General features: G+C 70.1%; 22 protein-coding genes and 1 pseudogene. 16 read left to right on the top strand and 7 right to left on the bottom strand.

Features of this window, described 5'->3' with window-relative positions:
- Positions 1–144 precede the first annotated feature (144 nt).
- The 5 genes from HNR01_RS06990 to HNR01_RS06975 form a co-directional block, all read right to left on the bottom strand.
- A complete protein-coding gene (locus tag HNR01_RS06990; RefSeq protein WP_183667240.1) occupies positions 145–585 on the bottom strand; it encodes a c-type cytochrome in 441 nt (146 codons plus the stop codon).
- Positions 586–645: 60 nt separating this feature from the next.
- Complete coding sequence (locus HNR01_RS28280; RefSeq protein WP_488168549.1) at positions 646–816, bottom strand: SCO family protein; 171 nt, start codon at positions 814–816, stop codon at positions 646–648.
- Positions 817–828: 12 nt separating this feature from the next.
- Positions 829–1473, bottom strand: coding sequence for an NrsF family protein (locus tag HNR01_RS06985; protein ID WP_183667239.1), 645 nt, complete (start codon positions 1471–1473; stop codon positions 829–831).
- Positions 1470–2027: a sigma-70 family RNA polymerase sigma factor gene (locus HNR01_RS06980; RefSeq protein WP_183667341.1), complete on the bottom strand. Its 558-nt coding sequence runs from the start codon at positions 2025–2027 to the stop codon at positions 1470–1472. The genes HNR01_RS06985 and HNR01_RS06980 overlap by 4 nt, the downstream gene beginning before the upstream one ends.
- 325 nt (positions 2028–2352) lie before the next feature.
- Positions 2353–2664 (bottom strand): hypothetical protein, encoded by a 312-nt coding sequence (locus HNR01_RS06975; RefSeq protein ID WP_183667238.1) that lies wholly within the window; start codon positions 2662–2664, stop codon positions 2353–2355.
- Positions 2665–3028: 364 nt separating this feature from the next.
- Here HNR01_RS06975 and HNR01_RS06970 point away from each other — a divergent pair, with 364 nt between their 5' ends.
- The 14 genes and pseudogenes from HNR01_RS06970 to HNR01_RS06905 all read left to right on the top strand — a co-directional run.
- Positions 3029–3385, top strand: a complete 357-nt coding sequence (locus tag HNR01_RS06970; protein ID WP_183667237.1) for a hypothetical protein — start codon at positions 3029–3031, stop codon at positions 3383–3385.
- Between the two features lie 188 nt (positions 3386–3573).
- Positions 3574–3792, top strand: a complete 219-nt coding sequence (locus tag HNR01_RS06965; protein ID WP_183667236.1) for a hypothetical protein — start codon at positions 3574–3576, stop codon at positions 3790–3792.
- Between the two features lie 70 nt (positions 3793–3862).
- Positions 3863–4093: a hypothetical protein gene (locus tag HNR01_RS06960; protein WP_183667235.1), complete on the top strand. Its 231-nt coding sequence runs from the start codon at positions 3863–3865 to the stop codon at positions 4091–4093.
- Between the two features lie 53 nt (positions 4094–4146).
- On the top strand, positions 4147–5043 hold the full coding sequence (gene rpoH / locus HNR01_RS06955; protein WP_183667234.1) for an RNA polymerase sigma factor RpoH: 897 nt from the start codon (positions 4147–4149) through the stop codon (positions 5041–5043).
- 709 nt (positions 5044–5752) lie between these two features.
- Positions 5753–6052, top strand: coding sequence for a hypothetical protein (locus HNR01_RS06950; RefSeq protein WP_183667351.1), 300 nt, complete (start codon positions 5753–5755; stop codon positions 6050–6052).
- 71 nt (positions 6053–6123) lie between these two features.
- Positions 6124–6522, top strand: coding sequence for a FixH family protein (locus HNR01_RS06945; RefSeq protein ID WP_246417429.1), 399 nt, complete (start codon positions 6124–6126; stop codon positions 6520–6522).
- A gap of 77 nt (positions 6523–6599) precedes the next feature.
- On the top strand, positions 6600–7091 hold the full coding sequence (locus tag HNR01_RS06940; RefSeq protein WP_246417428.1) for a FixH family protein: 492 nt from the start codon (positions 6600–6602) through the stop codon (positions 7089–7091).
- Positions 7091–8599 carry an efflux RND transporter periplasmic adaptor subunit gene (locus HNR01_RS06935; RefSeq protein ID WP_183667232.1) on the top strand — a complete coding sequence of 503 codons (1509 nt, stop codon included), beginning with the start codon at positions 7091–7093 and terminating at the stop codon, positions 8597–8599. The genes HNR01_RS06940 and HNR01_RS06935 overlap by 1 nt, the downstream gene beginning before the upstream one ends.
- A complete protein-coding gene (locus HNR01_RS06930; RefSeq protein WP_183667231.1) occupies positions 8596–11793 on the top strand; it encodes an efflux RND transporter permease subunit in 3198 nt (1065 codons plus the stop codon). The genes HNR01_RS06935 and HNR01_RS06930 overlap by 4 nt, the downstream gene beginning before the upstream one ends.
- 64 nt (positions 11794–11857) lie before the next feature.
- The gene (locus tag HNR01_RS06925; protein ID WP_312893294.1) at positions 11858–12853 is read left to right on the top strand and encodes an NAD(P)/FAD-dependent oxidoreductase; all 996 of its coding nucleotides are present in this window, start codon (positions 11858–11860) and stop codon (positions 12851–12853) included.
- Between the two features lie 322 nt (positions 12854–13175).
- Entirely contained in the window at positions 13176–13532 is a 357-nt protein-coding gene (locus HNR01_RS06920) for a copper-binding protein (protein ID WP_246417427.1), read from the top strand.
- 26 nt (positions 13533–13558) lie between these two features.
- The gene (locus tag HNR01_RS06915; protein WP_183667230.1) at positions 13559–14023 is read left to right on the top strand and encodes a DUF411 domain-containing protein; all 465 of its coding nucleotides are present in this window, start codon (positions 13559–13561) and stop codon (positions 14021–14023) included.
- A gap of 18 nt (positions 14024–14041) precedes the next feature.
- Entirely contained in the window at positions 14042–14314 is a 273-nt protein-coding gene (locus tag HNR01_RS06910; protein WP_183667229.1) for a hypothetical protein, read from the top strand.
- Positions 14315–14594: 280 nt separating this feature from the next.
- A pseudogene (locus HNR01_RS06905) lies at positions 14595–16964 on the top strand (heavy metal translocating P-type ATPase); the annotation flags it as partial.
- Between the two features lie 594 nt (positions 16965–17558).
- Here the strand turns inward: HNR01_RS06905 and HNR01_RS06900 are convergent.
- A complete protein-coding gene (locus tag HNR01_RS06900; RefSeq protein ID WP_183667228.1) occupies positions 17559–18152 on the bottom strand; it encodes an Nmad2 family putative nucleotide modification protein in 594 nt (197 codons plus the stop codon).
- A 7-nt stretch (positions 18153–18159) separates the two neighbouring features.
- Positions 18160–18678 carry a hypothetical protein gene (locus tag HNR01_RS06895; RefSeq protein ID WP_183667227.1) on the bottom strand — a complete coding sequence of 173 codons (519 nt, stop codon included), beginning with the start codon at positions 18676–18678 and terminating at the stop codon, positions 18160–18162.
- Between the two features lie 201 nt (positions 18679–18879).
- Between HNR01_RS06895 and HNR01_RS06890 the strand changes: the two genes are divergently transcribed.
- Together HNR01_RS06890 and HNR01_RS06885 are read left to right on the top strand one after the other, a co-directional pair.
- Positions 18880–20031, top strand: a complete 1152-nt coding sequence (locus HNR01_RS06890; protein WP_183667226.1) for a nucleoside triphosphate pyrophosphohydrolase family protein — start codon at positions 18880–18882, stop codon at positions 20029–20031.
- Positions 20028–20696 (top strand): uracil-DNA glycosylase, encoded by a 669-nt coding sequence (locus HNR01_RS06885; protein ID WP_183667225.1) that lies wholly within the window; start codon positions 20028–20030, stop codon positions 20694–20696. The genes HNR01_RS06890 and HNR01_RS06885 overlap by 4 nt, the downstream gene beginning before the upstream one ends.
- Positions 20697–20957 lie beyond the last annotated feature (261 nt).

The following is a 20957-nucleotide window of genomic DNA, read 5'->3' as shown; positions in this document are numbered from 1 at the left end:
GCGGCCCGTCCGGCCGATGCGGCGTGGTCCCGCTCCACCCGACGTCACGGCGATGCCCCGGGACCCGGAACGCGCGCCACCGGCCACAGGCCGGGACAGGAGATCGCGCGCCCTCAGGCGCGCACCCCGGTCCCTCCGCTCATCTCATCTCGCAGGGCCGGCGGCCAGTCGCGTGTCGGCGCCATCGGCCTGACGCAGGAGCCCGACGATGCGGCCGAGCTGTCCGTCGTCGCCGATGCCCGCGAACAGCCCGCAAACAGCATGCACGGGCCGGGGCACCACGCCCTGGCGATCCTTCGGGAAGCGGGCGAGGGTGGCCGCGTCCCAGACCAGGCCGCTCTGCCGCTTCGCCTGAGAGAACGGGTCGCCCTCGGCTTCGCCGGCGGCCCGGCCGAACGCCTGGATGAGCGCAGGGCCGGACAGGTGCCGGGCGCACGCGCCGATCCGGTGACGATGCGCGCAGGGTCGGAAGACCGGATCGAACGTCGCCGCGGGGACGTCGACCGCCGCGCGTGCGGCCGGGTGGGACCTCGCCGCGGGGGAGGGTGGGCTCGGCACCGGCAACGCGAGCACGGCGAGGCCCACCGCGAGGCAGGCCGCCGCAAGTCCGGCGAGGACGAGCGCGACGCACGGCCCAGGCAGCCGTCATCCCGACCAGGTGGCGCTCGGCGCCATCGTCGCGGCCTGGCGCGGCTCATCCGGCGAGATCGCGCTCCTGAAGCGGCCCTCGGCATCCATCAGGAACGCGGTCGCCGTGTGGCTCATCGCATATGCGCCCGGGGCCGCGACCTCCGCGGGCGTCCCGGTCGACGTCAGGACGCGCGGACGTCACCACCGCAGGAGACGGGGTCCGAGCAGGGCGCCGGCGAGGGTGCAGAACGCGATGGTGCCGCCGTACCAGAGCGCCACGAACGGGACCGAGTCGTCCATGCAGTGAAGGGCGTACCCCATCGCGCTGATGCCGCCGGCCGCCAGCCCGACGAGCGCGCCCGTCCGGACGAGGTCGGTCGGCGCGGCGAACCGGCGGACGGCCCAGACCAGGACGGCGAAGGGCACCACGCCGATGATCGGGATCGACACGAGGCACTCCAGCCACATGTGGCCGACGAGCATCCTGTCCCAGTGCGAGCTCGGCGCCGAGGCCAGGCTGAGCGCGGCCAGCAGCATGACCCCGAGGAACGGTGCCGCGGCGACCCAGGCCCGGATCCTGGTCTCGCCGCCTGGGCGTGCGACCTTGGTCAGCAGCCATCCGGCCAGGAGGACGATGCCGGCGCCGAAGGCGACCTTCAGGAGCAGGAAGCCGAGCACGCCGGGATGGTCGAGGTCCGGCCGGACCCCGAGCGACAGGAGCGCGACGCAGAGCGCCGCCCCCGCGCCGAGCGCCGCGGCGAGGCCGAGGCCGCGCTTGAGCCGGCCGTGGTCGGTCGGCTCGATGTTCGTGCTGAGCATCTCGATCAGCTCGTTCGTTCTCATCGTGCCCTTCCCTGGCTGATCGCGGACGCCATGGCCTTGAGGCCACGGTGGACGCTGACCTTGATGGCCGATTCCGACATGCCGGTCCGGCTGGCGGCCTCGGCGACGCTCAAGCCGTCGCGCTTCACGTAGCGGATCGCGCGCCGCATCTTCTCGGGCAGCTTGGCCAGGAGCCGATCCAGGTCGTGCGCGCTCTCCGTGCCGGCATGGTCGTCCTGCGCCGGGAAGTCGCCCGCATCCTCGATGGGCACATCGGCCATCGAGGGGCGGGTATGGCGCAGGTGAACGATCAGCTTGTAGCGGGCGATGGCCTGCACCCACGGGGTGAACGGCTGGTTCACGTCGTAGGTATGCCGACGCGTATGGATCGCCATCAGCGTGTCCTGCACGAGGTCCTCCGCCTCGGACTGGCTTCGCCCGATGCGGGCCAGCTTACCACGGTAATAGGCGCGCAGATGCCGGCTCAGTCGGTCGAGAACCGCCCGGTACGCAGCCGCATCACCGCCCAGGCTGGCCCTCATCAGGCCCCTGAGCTCTGCTTCACTGGCAATCATCATGCACTCCCCACCGAGTTCGGGAGGCCTGCCTCAACGGTTACAAGCGCTCCTCGGCGCGATGGCGGTGGGGCCAGGTCATGGCGGCTCCCGGTGCGGAGCATCGCTGGATGGCCTGGGTCGGGCGCCGGACCGCGAAGGGAAAGGCTGCGCGCGCAGGTGCGCGCCGGGGACAGCCGGCCATGGGCCGGGTCACGGTGGGATGACATCGGTCTCGTCCTGGAATGCCGTAGGGGCCGGCCCCTCGATGAGGGACCCGGGCACAAGCTCGCGCGGAGGCTGTCGTCGGAAGCGCGGCGACCAGCGCGCCGGTTGGCCGGCGCGCCTAGCTCAGGACGGGGCTCTTCGGCGGCAAGGGATCGGGCGGTCCGTGCAGGCTCCAGCCGTCGACATCCGCGAGCGCAAACGCGACCGAGGACCCGGTGATCCGGGGGCCGGCCGCCGCCGGAGCGATGGCGACGAAGCCGGCGCACAGCACTGAGCAGGCTGCGGAGGCTTGCCCGCCGTCGTCACAGCCATCGCAGCCGTCGGGCATCGGCGCCTGCATCGCCGCCACAGGCATGGACGCCCTCATGTGCGCGGCCTGCACACCATGCAGCGCGAACCCCGCCACGAGGGCGAGGGTCAGGAACCACACGCAGAGGGAACGGGACGGCGGCCAGGACATCCGGCCGGGCATAACAGGCCGCCGCACGCATCGAAAGGGTTCGCATCGGCTGGGCGACCGGTTTGCCGCGCATGGTGAAGTCGGGTCTGGCGGCATCCAGCGGACGTCGCCCCGGCAGCCCACGTTGTAACGATGCGTCCGCCGCCTCCGAACTCGGCACCATGAATTTCAGATCGCAGGCGCTTCGTGGCCGGCATTGCGGCAGCTCGCATCCCGGGCCGATGCTGTCTTCACGGCCGCGGTTCGCGCCAATCGCGCTCCGCAGCGGCGCGGGATACACGGCGCCGACCCGCCGTCATCGAGGATCGGCGACCCCTGGCCGGACATGATCGGCGTGGCTTCGAGGCGTATGGGGCCGCCGAGGGGGAGGCGCGCGGACCGCGGAATTCCGGCTTCGCGGGAAGGCCGCACCGGATCTCGGGACCAGAGCGCCAAGCTCGCCGCCGCCCCCCGGGCGAAGACCCCGACGCGCTCCTACGTCGTCTTCGAGTCGCGCTTCGCCCAGGACCTGTTCTGCGCGGTTCCGACAAGCCTCCCGATCCCGGGCTTTCTCACCGATGCGGGCTGGCAGTTCCGGGGTACCCTGGGCAAGCGAGGCTTCATGCCGCCGGGCTTCAGGGCGGCCGCGGCCCGGAAGGCGGCCAGCCGTGACGGGTTCTATCTGTTCTCCCCGCCCCATTCCGAGGATTGAGGCTGCCCGACCGTGCGAAGCCCCCCCTCGGGCGGAGGAGCGGTCCGCGCCGACGGGCGTTCGCGGCGGCCCCTCGCGACGCCGGCGAAACCACACAAAAAACTTCGAAGCGCTGTAACGGACTTCACGGGACATCCGAAATCAAGAACAGAGGCAGCAAGCTTCAAAGTCAGCAATAGAGCTCCATCATGAAGAGCAAGATGATCCCCGTTGTCGCCGGCATCGCCATGATTGCCGGGCTGCCGGGTTACGCCCTTGCCGGGTGGATCGACAATGTGCCGCTCCGCTTCCGGCCTGGCGCGCACCCAGCGTCGCCCCGCAATCTCGATGCGCCGGATGCCGTCCGGACAACCGGGTCGGTCAACGTCGTCCCCCGCCGCCCGGCGACCCGTCGGCCGAACTTCTGACATGGCCCGCGGCACAACTGGCGCCTCAAGACAACACGTAGATTAAGTCGCACTGGAAGGATTAACGGCCATGAAATCTTCAGCCATAGCCCTCGCGATGGCCACCGTGATCACGGCGACAACACCGTATGTTGCTGTCGCCGGTCCGAGCGGTATCGACACCATCAGGCTCTACGAACTGAACAGGCGGCATTCCATTGCCTCGCAGCCCAACGTCAACTTGGATGTGAGCACGACGGGTTCGGTCAACGGCATCCCTTATCGGGAAAACACGAGCCGCCGTGGTCGGAACCGACATTGATCCGACCTCACCCGACCCCGCTTCCTGCCCGAGGAACATCGGCGGCCTCCGTCATGCAGAACACGTCCCTGTCGGTCTCGTCTGAGTTCGGGATCCCGCCCCGGTACCTCGATGAGATCCGCAAGTTCCCGATGCTGGAGCCGGCCGAGGAGTTCACCCTCGCCAAGAGCTGGCGGGACCGCGGGGACCGCGAGGCGGCCCACCGGCTCGTCACCTCGCACCTGCGCCTCGTCGCGAAGATCGCCATGGGTTATCGCGGCTACGGCCTGCCGGTCGGCGAGGTCGTGTCCGAGGGCAATGTCGGCCTGATGCAGGCGGTCAAGCGCTTCGACCCCGACAAGGGCTTCCGGCTGGCCACCTACGCCATGTGGTGGATCAAGGCCGCGATCCAGGAATACATCCTGCGCTCGTGGTCCCTCGTGAAGATGGGCACCACGGCCAACCAGAAGAAGCTGTTCTTCAACCTGCGCAAGGCCAAGGGCCGCATCTCCGCCCTCGACGAGGGCGATCTGCGCCCCGATCAGGTCCAGCACATCGCGACCCGCCTCGGCGTGCCCGAGCAGGACGTCATCGAGATGAACCGTCGCCTGTCCGGCGACACCTCGCTCAACGCGCCCCTGCGCGAGGAGGGCGAGGGCGAGTGGCAGGACTGGCTCGTCGACAACAGCCCGAGCCAGGAGACCGTGCTCGCCCGCGAGGAAGAGGGACAGAACCGCCTCTCGGCGCTCCGCGACGCCCTCTCCGTCCTCAACCCGCGCGAGCGCCGCATCTTCGAGGCGCGGCGGCTCGCCGACGACCCGATCACGCTGGAGGATCTCTCGGGCGAATTCGGCGTCTCCCGCGAGCGCGTCCGCCAGATCGAGGTGCGGGCCTTCGAGAAGGTCAGCGCAGCGGTGCGGTCCGAGGTATCGCGGCGCGAGGGACCGAGAATCCGGCTGCAGGTAGCCTGACCGCGGGCCTTTGGCGTGCACGGACGAGCCTCGACCCGGACGGCCTGCCGCCTGGGCGCTCCGAACGGCCCCTGGCCCGGATTTCCCGCATCACGCGTACGACCGGACATCTCGACGGAAGATGCCTCGGGCCGATCCACCAAGCAGACCGACGACATTCAATGCGCTCCGCCAAAGCAAGCAGGCATGTAACCATCAATCCGACAACTTCGAAGTCATGAAAGTAAAGGCGCGTATCAGACCTTTATAGTTCATCTTCGGAGCGCAATCATGATTTATCCTTCCGCAGTTGCCTTGGCTCTCGCGGCCTTCGTGGCGCCTGCATCGGCCAATCCTCACTTCGGCACCCGGGATCCTGCCGCTTCATCGGTCCTCCAGGCTCGATCCGCCCCCGGCATCGGCCCGCAGGCGACCGGGAGCTTACCCAGCGGCTCTCGCTTGCAGCTGGACGCCCGTGACGGGCTCGGCCGGGATATGCGGAGCAGCAAGCGTGGCAATGCGCAGTTTCCCGAACGAGCGCCGGAAGCACAGAACCTCGGCGGCACCGCCGGAGGCCCGCAATACTAAGGGGGCGCCGGGAGGCCCCCTCGCGCCAGCAGCGCTCGCAGTCTGAAGGCAAGCCATCGATTGTAACGAAATAATCCTGCCCCCCGAACTCGTTAGCAATGGCGCTGAACGGATGGCGCTTTCCAGTCAACGGAGATGTGTCATGAAGCTCACGGTTGGCATCCCCCTTGTCGCACTGACCTTGGCCGGTGCGGCAACCGCCGCGCCGGGATTACAGGCACGAACCGGCCCGCAGCGACACCACCATGGTCGATCGTCGGCTCACGCGCTGCGCGAGCCGGTGACGACCGGAAGCCTCGCTGGCAGCACGGGCCGCGTTCGGGTCTCTCGCGACGTGCAGGGGCGCGATTTCCGAAGCAGTAAACGCGGAAATGCGCAGTTCCCAGAGCGTGCGCCTGCTCAGCAGAACCTCGGCGGCACCTCAGGCGGCCCTGAGTTTTGAGCGTCCCACCTTGCACGCCTCCGCTGGCCGCAGCACGTGCTGCGGCCACCCCCGCGCAGCGGCGGCTCCCATTGTGGCGTGCTCTCGCGCTGGTGCTGCTTCTCATGGGCGCCGGCGTGACCCTGGCATCTCCCTTCGGTCGCGACGCTTCGCGCCATTACGTCTTCGAGCTCGTCGAGCGCGCGGTGAAGCAGGGTTACGGCACGACCATCCTGGTCCGGCTCGTCGACGAGCGCACCGGCAAGGTGGTTCCGGACGCGGTCTTGTTCATCAGCCGCATCGACATGTCGCCCGACGGGATGGGCGCGATGACGGCCCCGCTGGAACTCCAGGCCGATACGCTGCCCGGCTACTACCGTTTCGAGACCGACCTCGCGATGGAGGGCGGCTGGGCGCTCACGCTCGCGGCCAAGATCCCCGGCCTTCCAGACCCGGTCCAAGGCAGGCTCGTCCTGCAGGCAGTGCCATGATGCATCAGAACACGCCCTTTCGTGACTTCGAGGAGTTCGAGCCCGCCCCGGACGGCGGTGGCCGGACAAGATGGATCATGGCCATCCCCCTCTTGGCCACGATGCTCGTGGCTGCCGCCGGCGTCGGCTACGGCTTGGGGCGCGGGACCTGGACGATTCCGAGTTCGATCACCGAGCACGTGCCCGCCTCGCTCGCCGGCTGGCTGCCGGCTCCAGGGTCTCTTCCCACCGGCGCCGGCACACCGGTCGCGCTCAAGGACTATGCCTTCGAGCTGACCGACGCCCGAGCCAAGCAGGGCGAGGCGGTTCTGGCAGTGCGCCTCGTGCACAAGCCGACGGGCAAGCCCACTCCCGACGCGGTCGTGTTCGCGCACCGCCTCGACATGGCGCCCGCGGGCATGCCCACCATGACGACGGAACTGGAGCCGCAGCCCGCGACCGAGCCCGGCCTTTATCGGTTCAAGACCAATCTCACGATGGCCGGCGAGTGGCAGCTCTCGCTGGCCGCCAAGGTGCAGGGCCAGACCGGCACCGTGCAGGCCCGGCTCGCGCTCAAGGCGGTACCGTGATGGACCAGATGACACCGTTCGAGATCGGCGCGGCGCACGGGCGCCGGGCTCCCCGCCGAAGCCTCATCTCCTGGTTCATCGGGCTCGTGGCCGTGCCGGCCGCGCTCGTGGGCGTCCTCGCCCTTGGCCTGAAGGCCGGCGAGGCCGGCTGGCCCCTCCCGGACTGGCTGCCGGTCTCGGTCTCCACGCTGCTCGTCCGGGACGAGGCGGGGTCGCCACCGGACGCCCCCGTCCTCTACTACCGTGATCCCGACAAGGCGCACTACGCGCTGGCTCCGGCCAAAACGCCTGACGGCCGCGACTACCGGCCCGTGCGCGTCGGCGAGGATGTGGACTTCGAGCCCAAGCTGGCCGGTGGCAGTGGCAGCCAGACCGGCATGGCCCAGGCCGGGGACAAGAAGGTTCTCTACTACCGCAATCCGATGGGCCTGCCGGACACCTCGCCGGTGCCGAAGAAGGACTCGATGGGGATGGACTACATCCCCGTCTACGAAGGCGAGGCCGAGGACGGCAACACGGTCAGGATCTCCCCCGGCAAGGTCCAGCGCACCGGCGTGCGGACCGAAACGGTGGAGCGACGGGTCGTGGCCCGGGCCGTACGCGTGCCCGGCACCGTCACGCTCGACGAGCGCCGCGTCACCGTCGTGGCGACCCGCTCGGATGCCTATGTCGACCACGTCGAGAACGTCACGACCGGCGACCGCGTCCGCAAGGGCCAGCCCCTGGTCGACGTCTATTCCCCCGAGATCAACGCAGCGGCCGCCCAGCTCATCGCCAATCCGGGTTTCGACGGCTCGCGCCGACGCCTGCAGAACCTGAACGTCCCGGCCGAGGTCATCGCCGAGATGGAGCGCACGCGGAAGGTGCCGATGGCTATCACCTGGTCATCTCCCCGCGATGGAGTGATCCTGCAACGCACCGCCATCGAGGGCATGAAGGCGGCCGCGGGAGAGACCTTGTTCCGGATCGGCGACATCTCGGTGATGTGGGTCTTGGCCGACGTCCCCGAGTACGACCTCGGCAGCGTCAAGGTCGGCCAGCCCGCCGCCGTGCACGTGCGCTCGCTCCCCGGTCGCGCTTTCACCGGCAAGGTCGGGCTGATCTACCCGCAGGTGAACGCACAGACGCGCACCACCCGCGTGCGCATCGAACTGCCGAACCCGGACGGCACGCTCCTGCCCGACATGTACGCCGATGTCGAGATCGGGACCGGGGCGACGAAACCCGTGATCGCGGTGCCGAATGACGCCGTCATCGACACGGGCGCGCGCCAGGTCGTGCTCACCGACAAGGGCGAGGGCCGCTTCGAGCCACGTGAGGTCAAGGTCGGTGCCCGCGGCGCGGGCTACACCGAGATCCGCGAGGGCGTGCGGGCCGGCGAGCAGGTGGTGACCTCAGCCAACTTTTTGATCGATGCCGAGAGCAACCTGAAGGCGGCATTGCAGAGCATGGCGGCGCCAAAGGCCTCCACCGAGCCGCAGGCCCAGGCCGAGGAACAACAGCCATGATCGCGCGCCTCATCGGCTGGTCGGCCCGCAACCTCGTGCTCGTCCTGATCGGCACGGTGTTCGTGGTGGCCGCCGGCCTCTACAGCGTGCGCACCCTGCCGCTCGATGCCATCCCCGACCTCTCGGACGTGCAGACCATCGTCTACACCGAGTACCCGGGCCAGGCGCCCCAGGTCGTCGAGGACCAGGTCACCTACCCGCTGACCACCGCCATGCTGACGGTGCCCAAATCGAAGGTGGTGCGCGGCTTCTCGTTCTTCGGGGTGAGCTTCGTCTACGTGATCTTCGAGGACGGGACCGACCCCTACTGGGCTCGCTCGCGCGTGCTCGAATACCTGAGCGCGGCCGGCAAGCGCCTGCCGGCCGGCGTGACGCCGACGCTGGGCCCCGACGCGACGGGGGTCGGCTGGGTCTACCAGTACGTCATCCTGGCCAAGCAGCAGACGCTGGCCGAGCTGCGCTCGCTGCAGGACTGGGTCGTCCGCTTCGGGGCCTCGCGCGCCGAGGGCGTGGCCGAGGTCGCGGGCGTCGGCGGCTTCGTGAAGCAGTACAACGTCGTCGTCGACCCGAACCGGCTGCGCGCCCAGGGCATCTCGCTCGCTAGGTTGCGGGACGCCATTCGGTCGAGCAACGCCGATGTCGGTGGCCGCACGGTCGAGCTCTCCGAGTTCGAGTTCATGGTCCGCGGCCGCGGTTACGTGAAGAGCGTCGCCGACATCGAGAACATCGTGCTGAAGACCGAGGCCGGCACGCCGCTGCGGGTCAGGGACGTCGCCCGGGTCGAGCTCGGGCCGGACGAGCGCCGCGGCATCACCGAGATGAACGGCGAGGGCGAGGTCGCCGGCGGCATCATCCTGCAGCGCTTCGGCGCGAACGCGCTCAACGTCATCGAGGGCGCCAAGGCGCGCCTCGCCGAGGTCGCGAAGAGCCTGCCGGCCGGCACCGAGATCCTGCCGGTCTACGACCGCTCGCAGCTGATCGAGGCGGCCATCGACACCCTGCGGCACACGCTGGTCGAGGAGAGCGTCATCGTGGCGCTCGTCTGCATCGTGTTCCTGCTGCACCTGCGCAGCGCGCTCGTCGCCATCCTGATGCTGCCGGTCGGCATCCTGATGGCGTTGGGCGCCATGCATCTCCTCGGGATCGGCGCCAACATCATGTCGCTCGGCGGCATCGCCATCGCGGTCGGCGCCATGATCGACGCCGCCATCGTCATGATCGAGAACGCCCACAAGCACCTGGAGCGGGCAGCCCCGGGCAAGCCCCGGGTCGAGATTCTCGTCGAGGCGGCATCGGAGGTCGGCCCCTCGCTGTTCTTCAGTCTGCTCGTGATCACGGTCTCGTTCCTGCCGATCTTCACCCTGGAGAGCCAGGAGGGCCGGCTGTTCGGGCCGCTCGCCTTCACCAAGACCTTCGCCATGGCAGCCGCCGCGCTCCTGTCGGTGACCCTGGTGCCGGCCCTGATGGTGCTGTTCGTGCGCGGGCGGATCGTGCCCGAGCACCGCAACCCGCTGAACCGCTTCCTGATCTGGATCTACCGGCCGGTGATCAAGGGTGTCCTCAGGGCCAAGGTGCTGACGATCCTGCTCGCGCTCGTGGCGCTCGGCGCCACGATCTGGCCGGCGCGCCAGCTCGGCTCCGAGTTCATGCCGGAGCTGAACGAGGGCACCCTGATGTACATGCCGACCACGCTGCCGGGCATCTCGGTGACCAAGGCGGGCGAGCTGCTGGCGACGCAGGACCGGATCATCAAGTCCTTCCCGGAGGTCGCCTCGGTCTACGGCAAGGCGGGGCGGGCCGCGACGGCGACCGACCCGGCGCCGACGGAGATGTTCGAGACCATCATCAGCCTGAAGCCGAAGAGCGAGTGGCGCCCCGGCGTGACGCTGGCGAGCCTCAAGGCGGAGATGGACAAGGCGTTGCAGTTCCCCGGCGTCTCGAATGCCTGGACGCAGCCGATCCGGGCCCGCATCGACATGCTCGCGACCGGAATCCGCACGCCGGTCGGCATCAAGGTCTACGGCAAGGACCTCGCCGAGATGGAGAAGGTTTCCCGCGAGGTCGAGGCGGTGGTGCGGGCCGTGCCCGGCACGTCGAGCGCCTATGCCGAGCGGGTGATCGGCGGCTACTTCCTCGACATCACGCCGGACCGCGAGGCGCTGGGGCGCTACGGGCTCAACGTGGGCGACGTCCAGGACGTCATCGCCACGGCGCTCGGCGGCGACAGCGTCACGAACACGGTCGAGGGGCGGGAGCGCTACACCGTCAACGTGCGCTACCCGCGCGCCTTCCGCTCGGACCCGCAAGCCATCGCGACCGAGGTGCAGGTGCCGATGCCGGCCGGCGGCACTGTGCCGCTCGGCGAGGTCGCCAAGGTGCAGCTCACCCGTGGGCCGACCTCGATCCGCACCGAGAACGGGCAGCTCGCGGTCTACCTCTTCGTCGACCTGGCCGGCCGCGATCTCGGCGGCTACGTCGCCGAGGCCCGGGCCGCGGTCGAGAAGGAGGTTCAGCTCCCGCAGGGCATGAGCGTGCAGTGGAGCGGCCAGTTCGAGTACCTGGAGCGGGCCGAGGCCCGGCTGAAGATCGTGGTGCCCGTGACGCTGCTCATCATCTTCCTGCTGCTCTACCTCAACTTCCGGCGCCTGACCGAGACGCTGATCGTGATGCTGTCGCTGCCGTTCTCGCTGGTGGGCGGGGTCTGGCTGCTGTGGTGGATGGGCTTCAATATGTCGGTCGCGGTGGCGGTCGGCTTCATCGCGCTGGCCGGCGTCGCCGCCGAGACCGGCGTGATCATGCTGATCTATCTCGATCACGCCTGGGACGAGCGGCGGGCCCAGGCCGCAGCCGAAGGCCGTGAGGCGACGCGCGCGGACCTCTACCGGGCCATCATGGTCGGCGCGGTCGAGCGCGTGCGACCGAAGATGATGACGGTCGTGGCCATCATGGCCGGGCTCGTGCCGATCCTGTGGAGCACGGGCTCGGGCTCGGAGGTGATGCAGCGTATCGCGGTGCCGATGATCGGCGGCATGGTTTCCTCGACGGTGCTGACGCTCGTCGTCATCCCGGCCATCTACGGCTTGGTCAAGGCGCGGGGGCTCCCGCACCACGACCGGAATGGCGCCGCGTCGACGGGACCCGGGCAAGCCCGCGTCCACGTACCGCCTCGGCTCGTCAGCCCCGCCGCGGAGTGACCTGCAGCGGCGAACCCGCCGCCGAACATCGCGCAGGGATCGGCCCCGTCACGAGGGATGCAGAATGATGCCGGAGAAGGTGCTTGACTGTCTCGTCGTCGGCGGGGGCCCGGCGGGTCTGACCGCGGCCATCTATTTGGCCCGCTTCCGTCGTCGCTTCCAGGTGGTGGACGCCGGCCGGAGCCGGGCGGCCCTGATCCCGACGTCCCACAATCACGCTGGCTTCCCGGACGGCGTTCGCGGGTCGGTCCTCCTCGGCCGTATGGCGGAACAGGCCCGCAAATACGGCGCCCACATCGTTGCCGGCGCCGTCACCCACCTCAGTCGCCGGGAGGACGGCCCGTTCGTCGCCATCGTCGACGGGAGGCGGATTGCCACGCATACGGTTCTCCTGGCGACCGGCATCGTCGACCGCGAGCCGAACCTCCCGGATGTGCCGGACGCGATCCGGCGAGGCTTGGTGCGCCACTGCGGCATCTGCGACGGGTACGAGGTCCTAGGGGACAGTGTCGGGGTATTGGGGCATGGCAGCAGCGGCCTCCACGAAGCCTTGTTCCTGCGCACCTACACCGCGAACGTCACCCTGCTCTCGCTGGGGTGTCCCTTGCGCCTGACGTCGGACGAGCGAGGCCAGGCGGCGTCGGCCGGGATCACGATCGTCGACGCACCTGTGCAACACGTGGTCATCGAGAAGGACAGGATCCGGGCCCTGGCGCTGCGCGGCGGCGATTGCCGCTCGTTCGATGTCCTCTACTCGGCCCTCGGCAGCGATGCGCGATCGGAGCTCGTGCGCGATCTCGGCACGCTCGTGGACGGCAAGGGCTGCGTGGTGACGGACGAGCATCAGAGGAGCTCGACCGACGGCCTGTTCGCCGCCGGCGACGTCGTGCGCAGCCTCGATCAGATCAGTGTCGCGATGGGCCAGGCCGCCATCGCCGCGACGGCCATCCATAACCGCCTGCGCGGCATGGCTCTGCCGCGGGACGCCTCTGGCGAAACCCTGTCCTTCTCGCCCCAGAATCTCCGCGATCGCAGTACGGCTGCCCCCGGGGTGTCGTAGCGCCGGCGCCATACTGGCGCGCAAAACTGGGGCGCAGGACCACCGATGCCGGTCCACGGCCCCGTGGCGCGCCGAACCAGGCCATCGCCGGTCGGCACGATGAGCGGTGAGGCTCCGCTCGCGACGACGGCGCTACCTCCAACGCCGCCACCTCGATGTGTAACCTTTCTTCCGCCGGCTCCGAAGTTTTTCCCCGACGGCCTGCAGGGTCGGCCTGCTCGTCGCGCGAGGCTCGGGCCAGCCCCGTTGCGCTGCGCGAGGGCCGTAAGACGAAGCGACGAGAGAAGGGATGCAGATGTTCGACCTTGGTCAGCCAACCCGCATGAGAACGCTTGCCGTGGCCACCGCGACGAGCCTGCTTCTCGTCGGGGCCGCGCACGCGCAGGCCGGCAAATCCTCCGGCATGGACGACATGCCGGGCATGAGCGGAAACGCGGGGGGCGCGAAGACCCAGACCGCCAGCGCGAAAGGCACGGTCGCGGCCGTGGATCCCGGGCAGCACAAGGTCACCTTCGATCACGAGCCGATCCCGGCCATCGGCTGGCCCGCCATGCACATGGAATTCCCCGCGGCCAAATCCGTCGATCTCTCGACGGTCAAGCCGGGCGCAAAGGTCCAGTTCACGCTGAGCGGAAGCAAGGGATCCTACACGGTCCAATCGATCACGCCGGCACCGTGAGCGGGATCGAGCCTGGAGGGCGCGGAATGATGCGACGACGCACGGTTCTCGCGGGGGTCCTCGCGACCGCCCTGCCCGGGGTGGTCGTCGCGCAAGGCGCGAGCCCTGCCATCCTCTACAAGAACCCGCAGTGCCAGTGCTGCGATGCCTACGCCAAGGTGCTCCAGCGCAGCGGCATTCCCGTCACGGTCCGGCCCACCTCCACACTGGCCGCGGTCAAGCGCGAGCACGGCGTGCCGGAAGCGCTCCAGGGGTGCCACACCCTGCTCATCGAGGGATACGTCGTCGAGGGACACGTGCCGGTGGCACAGGTCAAGCGGCTCCTCGCCGAGCGCCCGGCCATCAAGGGCATCTCGCTGCCCGGCATGCCGGCGGGCTCGCCCGGCATGGATGGCGAGAAGACGGAGCCGTTCACGGTCTACGAGATCGGCGACGGCGCCCCGAAGGTCTTCGCGCGACTAGCGCGGAGGCGGGACTACCCTGAGACCTGACGGACGACAGGAGACCCCATGACCAAGATCTCGAAATTCACGATTGCGGCCGCCCTGGGCGGTGCCCTGGTCGCCGGCATCGCCGCGGCTTCGGCCGAGCCTGCCGCGTCAGCCTCCACATCCTCGGACAAGGGCATGATGGACCACGGCATGATGCAGGGCGGCGGCATGATGCCGATGATGCAGGAGATGTCGAAGATGATGGAGAACTGCAACACGATGATGCAGACCATGATGGACCGGCAGAACCAGGGCGGTTCGGGCCAGCAGCCCCAGGACAAGCGCGGCTGATCCCAGGAGACGGTGCCGGCGCTTCCTCCAAGCCGCTGGCCCGACAGTTCCGAAATCGTGGATCGCCGAAGGATGCCCCCCTTTCGACGGTTCATGGTCGAGCCTGCCCCATTTGGCCTCCGGCCGGGGCGGCGAGAGGAGCCGGACCCGAATCCTCCAACTCGCGAGGACGGGTCGGACCGGTGCAAACCGGTTCTCCGACCCGTCCTGCTCGTTCGTCCCGGCGGCCTCTCGCCGCTGGCCCGACCCGCTCCCAGGGACCTGAACCTTCATGCAGGGCCATGCCATGCACGATCCGCATCCGCATGCCGCAGAACCGGTGAGGGCGACCGTGCGGGACCCGGTTTGCGGAATGTCGGTCGACCCTGAGACGGCCCCTCACCGGCATCAGCTCGGCAACGCGACCTACCACTTCTGCAGTGCCGGTTGCGCGAGCAAGTTCGAGACTGAACCGGACCGTTACCTCAACCCGCCCGACTCGGATCCCGCAGTCCTGCAGCCCGCTATGGGCACGCTGCCCGAGCCCGCCGAGAGATCGGTCTGGACTTGCCCGATGCACCCGCAGGTGCGCCGCCCCGGCCCGGGAAGCTGCCCGATCTGCGGCATGGCCCTGGAGCCGGCCGCGCCGACCCTGGAGGAGGGGCCGAACCTCGAACTCATCGACATGGCCCGCCGATTCTGGGTCAGCACAGCCCTGTCGCTGCCGTTGCTGGTCCTCGCCATGGGTCACGAACTCTTCGGTTGGACCCTGCTGCCAACCCGGGCGTCGACGCTGGTCCAGCTCGGCCTCGCAACCCCGGTCGTGCTCTGGGGCGGTCGGCCATTTTTCGAGCGTGGCTGGGTGTCGGTGCGTACGCGCAACCTCAACATGTTCACCCTGATCGGACTCGGCGTCGGCGTCGCCTACGCCTACAGCGCCGTCGCCGCGCTCGCACCCGGCCTGTTCCCGGCCTCGTTCCGCTCGCCCATGACCGGCGAGGTGCCGGTGTACTTCGAGGCCGCCGGCGTCATCGTCAGCCTGGTGTTGCTCGGGCAGGTGCTCGAACTGCGCGCCCGGTCGGCGACGGGCCGCGCCATCCGCGCGCTGCTCGGCCTCGCCCCAAAGACGGCCCGCATGGTCCACGGCGACGGTCGGGAGGAGGACGTCCCCCTTGACCTGATCGACGTGGGCGTCGTGCTGCGCGTCCGACCGGGCGAGAAGGTGCCGGTCGACGGCGCGGTGGTCGAGGGCCGCTCCGTCGTCGACGAGTCGATGCTGACCGGCGAGCCCATCCCGGTCGAGAAGGGGCCCGGCGACAAGGTCACGGGCGCGACCGTGAACGGCACCGGCAGCCTTCTCATGCGGGCCGAGCGCGTCGGGCAGGACACCATGCTCGCCCGGATCGTCCGCATGGTGGCGGAGGCGCAGCGCTCGCGCGCGCCGATCCAGGCGCTGGCGGACCTGGTGTCGGCCTGGTTCGTCCCCGGCGTCATCGGCGTCGCCCTCCTCGCCTTCGCGACCTGGAGCGCATTCGGTCCGACGCCGGCCTTCGCCTTCGGGCTCGTCAACGCCGTCGCCGTGCTCATCATCGCCTGCCCCTGTGCCCTGGGCCTCGCCACGCCGATGTCGATCACGGTCGGCACGGGACGGGGGGCCCAGGCAGGCGTGCTGGTCAAGAATGCGGAAGCCCTGGAACTGATGGAGCGGATCGACACGCTCGTCGTCGACAAGACCGGCACGCTCACCGAGGGCAAGCCGCGCCTGGTCGCGGTCGTGCCGGCCCCGGGCGTGGCGGGCGGCGACTTCCTGCGGCTGGCCGCCAGTTTGGAGCGCGGCAGCGAGCACCCGCTCGCGGACGCCATCGTCAGGGGAGCCGAGGAGCGGGGCCTGGCCCTGAGCGAGGCCACGGGCTTCCGGTCCGAGACCGGCAGGGGCGTGACGGGCTCGGTGGACGGCCGCACCGTCGCCCTGGGCAATCGAGGCCTGCTCGAATCCCTGGCGATGGACCCGGGCGAATTGGAGTGGGAGGCCGACCGGCTGCGCTCCGAGGGCCAAGGCGTCATGTTCGGCGTCGTCGACGGCCGCATGGCCGGGCTTCTGGTCGTCGCCGACCCGGTGAAGGACAGTGCCGCCGGAGCGGTCCGGGCGCTCCAGGCCGAGGGGGTGCGGGTCGTCATGCTGACGGGTGACAACCGCCGGACCGCCGAGGCGGTCGCCCGCCGGGTCGGCGGCATCGACGAGGTCGTCGCCGATGTGCTTCCGGATCAGAAGCAGGCGGCGGTCGAGCGCTTGCGCGCGCAGGGCCGGCGCGTCGCCATGGCGGGCGACGGCATCAACGACGCGCCGGCCCTCGCGGCCGCCGACGTTGGGATCGCCATGGGTACGGGCACGGACGTCGCCATGGAGAGCGCGGCCGTCACCCTGGTGAAGGGGGACCTCAACGGCATCGTGCGGGCCCGACGGCTGTCGCGGGCGGTCATGCGCAACATCCGTCAGAATCTCTTCTTCGCCTTCGTCTTCAACGCGCTGGCTGTGCCGGTGGCGGCGGGCGTGCTCTACCCCTTCACCGAAACCCTGCTCAGCCCGATGATCGCGGGTGCGGCCATGGCACTCAGTTCCGTGACCGTGATCGGCAACGCGCTCCGCCTGCGCGTGGTGCCCCTGTCCTGACGGACGGCCGCTGCCTTCTCCGACCCTCCCTCGGCAGGAGATCCCCGTGGCTCCCGCGCCGATGGCGTGCGTGGCGAGACCGGCGCGGCCGGCAACCGCCAGAGGGCGTGGATCGGCCAAATGCCCGCGAGAGGCCGCCGGCCATTGCCGGGCAGACGGGGCCAGCGTGCCCGGCAGTGGCGCCGGCGCAGCCACGGCCGGGTGTCCACGACGCAGCGCAACGGTTCGGCACGGCGCTTCACCGCCGGCGTACCACGAGGGCAGGGCGTGTTCGGTGGCTCGGCCCGGATCTTCGCCCGTGCTGTCGCTCTTCCCCGCGTAAAAGCCGAGAACGCCCCGCGGGGAGAGCTTCGCGTCAATCGACCATGGCTGTTCGCCGCCGCAACGGTGACACCAAGCAACGGAGTTGCCCGTCCGTATCGGTTGAGTGGCGCGAGGCGCGCTGCCGCGCATGCGGCTGTGTGCCGGCAGCCACGTCCGCGGGCAGCTCGGCCATCCGCCAGCACGCGCCTGCGCCTCGTCCCCCGCGCACGTCGTTGCAGCGGCCGGAGCGTGAGCGTTGAACCCTGCCCTGGGTCGCCCATCCCCCTCCTGTCAGGCAGGCCAGTTCGCCGGTCGTCCCAGGAAGCCACGCCCGGGCATGCCGCGGATCCAGGCCACGAAGGCCTCCACCCGGTCGGGCGCGAACCGATTGCGGTGCCCTTGCGTGCTATGGACGAAATCCCGCAATGCCCGAGGAACAAGCGGGCCGGACCCGCCCCAGTAGGCAAACTCACGCCCGAGCAACACCTTGTCCGTCCGCCCGGTGTCGCGCACGAGATTGGGCAGGCTGGTGACGCCGCCGGGCTCGCTGTGAAAGGAGTCGGCCTGGACGAAGGCGCCGTCCCGCCCCCGATGGTAGATGTTGTCACCGTGGATCTGCATGCGGCTGCCGGACATCACCGGCCGCTTCGACCGGAACCGCGCGTCGGACCAGTATTGATCGAAGGTGAGGATCTCGTCGACCCGCATCCAGTAGACGAGGCGGTCCTTGAGCCCGTTCGGGATCGAGCCCGTCCCGGCCACGTAGTCCCCCAGGCTCGCGTGCCGCCGGATCAACGGCTTGCAGGCGCTCAGTGTGCAGACCCGGTGGAAGGGGTTGGGCGCGAATCCGAGGTCGTGGTCGATGACGTAGGAGTGGACGCGCACGCCGGCCTCAGCACTTGTTCCGCTTGGTCTGGCGCTCCGCGCGCGGCTGGGCGTCGGGCTTCAACCATCCCGGGGCCGTGTCCGCACTCGACAGCGCGCCCCGCAGGCGGCCGGCATCCCAGGTGACGGTGTCGCCGCCATAATCCTCGAACGCGCGCGGGAGCGTCTCGTCCCGCGTGCCCGGCGGCCAGATCCCGATGACGCGGCACCCCCGGGCGGCGGCCCCCTGCATCGCGCGCTCCAGCCCCTCGTCCGCGAGGCACGCGAGAGACAGCACGATCACCCCCACCTCCTCGTCGCCCCGCGGCTCGGCGTCCTCCACCGCGACGTCGCCGTCCGCGGGCCCCGGCTCGTCATCCTCCGGCGCCTCGGGGTCTTCCACCCCGTCCGGGTCGTCAACCTCGCCGTCCGGGTCGACGCCGCAGGCCTCCTCGTCCACGAGCTCGCAGCCCGCCTCCGCCAAAAGCTTGCGCAGGGCCTCGCGCGTCTCATCGTCGATAGAACCGAGTAGGCGGACCTTCGACATGTGTGGCGTCTCCCCGGGGCCAGGCCCCCGTCGCGGGTCCCGCCTCGGGCCCCGGCATGATCAAGCTCAGGTGGTCGGCCCTGGCGGAAACGGCAAGGGCGGCCCCGACCTGTCATGCCTCGTCGCCGGGGCCCTGGACGGGGCCCCGGAAAGGTTCGACGATGCCACCTCAGGGCCTCCGAGCATCGCAGGTGGGGGAAGATGGGCACAGCGCCGCTAAGCCTCGACGAGTACCAGGCCGGGGCGGTCCGCACGGACCGGACGCGGGGGAAGGGATCCGGCCTCGACCTGGCCGTGCTCGGGCTTTTCGGGGAGACGGGCAGCCTGCTGAGCGAGACCAAGAAGAAGCAGCGCGACGCGCGCTCCTATCTCGGCTACGAGGCGAGCGTCGTCGAGGAGATGGGCGACGCGCTCTGGTACCTGGCCGTGATCGCGGATCACGCCGGCCTCCGGCTGGCGGACCTCGCCGGCAGCCAACTCGGCGGCGGTCCGGACGCGACGTTCGCGCAATTGCAGCCGCAGCGGGCCTTGCCCCTGCATGTCCCGACGGTGGCGTTCGAGCACACCCTGCTGCAGCTGGCCGGGGCGGTCGGCCGGTTGGCCACCCTGGGGGCCCGGGGCGACCTCGCCGCGAACCCGGATCTCCCGGAGCGCCTCTCCGCCGTCTTCGGCCTCCTTGTCGCGGCCGCGAACGAGGCCGGCATCACCCTGGACCAGGCGGCGGTGCGCAACCTCGCGAAGGCCGACGACCGCTGGCCGGCGAAGCGCGTGGCCCCGCCGCTGTTCGACGACGCCTTCCCGGCCGAGGAACGCCTGCCCCGCTTGCTGACGGTCGACATCTTCGAGCGGACCGGCGGCAACGACCGGCGCTACGTGGTGCAGCGCTGCAACGGCCTCTTCATCGGCGACCGCCTGACCGACAACATCATGACGCCGGACGACTACCGCTTCCACGACGCCTTCCACTACGCCTACGCGGCCGTGCTCGGCTGGTCGCCCGTGACCCGCGCCCTTTTTCGGCTGAAGCGGAAGAGCGAGGCCCGCGTCGACGAGGGGCAGGACGGGGCGCGCGCGATCCTGATCGAGGAGGGGGTGGCGACCTTCGTCTTCGGGGAGGCGAAGCAGCTCGGCTTCTTCGAGGGGCAGCGCCCGGGCGACCTCGGCTTCGCCTTCCTGAAATCGGTCCGGCAGTTCGTGCGCGGCTACGAGGTCGAGACCTGCCCGCTCTGGCTCTGGGAGGAAGCCATCCTCGCCGGTAACGAAGCCTTTCGCTTCTTGCGGGAGAACCGGCGCGGGCGCCTTCGGCTCGACCTCGTCGAGCGCAGGATGCTGGTCGAGGACCTACCGACATGACACCTGGCGCCTTCATCGAGGCCCTCGCGGCGCTCCGCTTCCGCGACACCTTCAACCCCTACGCCGAGGCCTGCCCGGACCACGACGGCGCCGATGCCCCGCAGATCCGGCGGGAAAACCTGCGCCTCGTCCTGGAGGCGGCCCTCGCCGGAGGCGTGGAGTCGATCTGGATCGCGCGCGACCTCGGGTATCGCGGCGGGCGGCGCACGGGCCTGGCGCTCACGGACGAGGCCCACCTCTCCGCCCATGCCGGTCTCTACGGGCAGCTGCCGCTGGCGCGGGCCACCCGCGGCCCCGCGATGACCGAGCGCACCGCGACGGTGATCTGGCAGGTTCTCCGGGATTTGCGGCGCCCGATCTTCCTGTGGAACGTCTTTCCCCTGCACCCGCACGCGTCCGGCGACCCGCTGTCCAATCGCTGCCACACCCGTCGGGAACGGCAGGCGTCCCGCCACCTCCTCGAATGGTTGGTCTCGGAGCTGCGGCCCCGGACCCTGATCGCCATCGGGAGGGACGCCGAGGCGGCCCTGGCGGACCTCGGCATGGCGGCCGAGCGGGTCCGCCACCCCAGCTACGGCGGCCAGACCGAGTTCATCGCTCGGATGGGCGCGTTGTACGGCTTGCCGGCCAAGGTTCGGCATGAGGTGCAGCTGACGCTGCCTTGAGGACTCCGTCGCCGGACCTTCCCGAGGGCGGCTTCGCAGGCTCCTGCCTCGTGCATGACGCACCAGCCCCCATCCCGTCCCGGTCCTGGCCCCGGCGCCGGAACCCCTCCTGCCGCCCAGGCGACCACGCGCAACCCGTGCGCGCGCGGAGTCTCGGGTCCGATACCCCGATCAACCTCGGGTGGCGGCGCGGATAGCCGGATCGCCTCACTTTACCTGGAGCGTGATCCCGGTCTATCGCCTCCGCCTGGGTCGGGGGGC

Origin of the sequence: Methylorubrum rhodesianum (assembly GCF_014199985.1) — a bacterium.
GTDB lineage: Bacteria > Pseudomonadota > Alphaproteobacteria > Rhizobiales > Beijerinckiaceae > Methylobacterium > Methylobacterium rhodesianum.
The sequence above is the reverse complement of the archived record's forward strand: the minus strand, read 5'-3'. Positions and strand labels throughout refer to the sequence as shown.

Excerpts from the sequence above, each read along its gene's own strand:
- HNR01_RS06985 (WP_183667239.1), bottom strand. The coding sequence starts at position 1,473 with ATGAGAACGAACGAGCTGATCGAGATGCTCAGCACGAACATCGAGCCG.
- HNR01_RS06980 (WP_183667341.1), bottom strand. The coding sequence starts at position 2,027 with ATGATTGCCAGTGAAGCAGAGCTCAGGGGCCTGATGAGGGCCAGCCTG.
- HNR01_RS06965 (WP_183667236.1), top strand. The coding sequence starts at position 3,574 with ATGAAGAGCAAGATGATCCCCGTTGTCGCCGGCATCGCCATGATTGCC.
- HNR01_RS06960 (WP_183667235.1), top strand. The coding sequence starts at position 3,863 with ATGAAATCTTCAGCCATAGCCCTCGCGATGGCCACCGTGATCACGGCG.
- rpoH (WP_183667234.1), top strand. The coding sequence starts at position 4,147 with ATGCAGAACACGTCCCTGTCGGTCTCGTCTGAGTTCGGGATCCCGCCC.
- HNR01_RS06950 (WP_183667351.1), top strand. The coding sequence starts at position 5,753 with ATGAAGCTCACGGTTGGCATCCCCCTTGTCGCACTGACCTTGGCCGGT.
- HNR01_RS06940 (WP_246417428.1), top strand. The coding sequence starts at position 6,600 with ATGGCCATCCCCCTCTTGGCCACGATGCTCGTGGCTGCCGCCGGCGTC.
- HNR01_RS06935 (WP_183667232.1), top strand. The coding sequence starts at position 7,091 with ATGGACCAGATGACACCGTTCGAGATCGGCGCGGCGCACGGGCGCCGG.
- HNR01_RS06930 (WP_183667231.1), top strand. The coding sequence starts at position 8,596 with ATGATCGCGCGCCTCATCGGCTGGTCGGCCCGCAACCTCGTGCTCGTC.
- HNR01_RS06925 (WP_312893294.1), top strand. The coding sequence starts at position 11,858 with ATGATGCCGGAGAAGGTGCTTGACTGTCTCGTCGTCGGCGGGGGCCCG.
- HNR01_RS06920 (WP_246417427.1), top strand. The coding sequence starts at position 13,176 with ATGAGAACGCTTGCCGTGGCCACCGCGACGAGCCTGCTTCTCGTCGGG.
- HNR01_RS06915 (WP_183667230.1), top strand. The coding sequence starts at position 13,559 with ATGATGCGACGACGCACGGTTCTCGCGGGGGTCCTCGCGACCGCCCTG.
- HNR01_RS06910 (WP_183667229.1), top strand. The coding sequence starts at position 14,042 with ATGACCAAGATCTCGAAATTCACGATTGCGGCCGCCCTGGGCGGTGCC.
- HNR01_RS06895 (WP_183667227.1), bottom strand. The coding sequence starts at position 18,678 with ATGTCGAAGGTCCGCCTACTCGGTTCTATCGACGATGAGACGCGCGAG.
- HNR01_RS06890 (WP_183667226.1), top strand. The coding sequence starts at position 18,880 with ATGGGCACAGCGCCGCTAAGCCTCGACGAGTACCAGGCCGGGGCGGTC.
- HNR01_RS06885 (WP_183667225.1), top strand. The coding sequence starts at position 20,028 with ATGACACCTGGCGCCTTCATCGAGGCCCTCGCGGCGCTCCGCTTCCGC.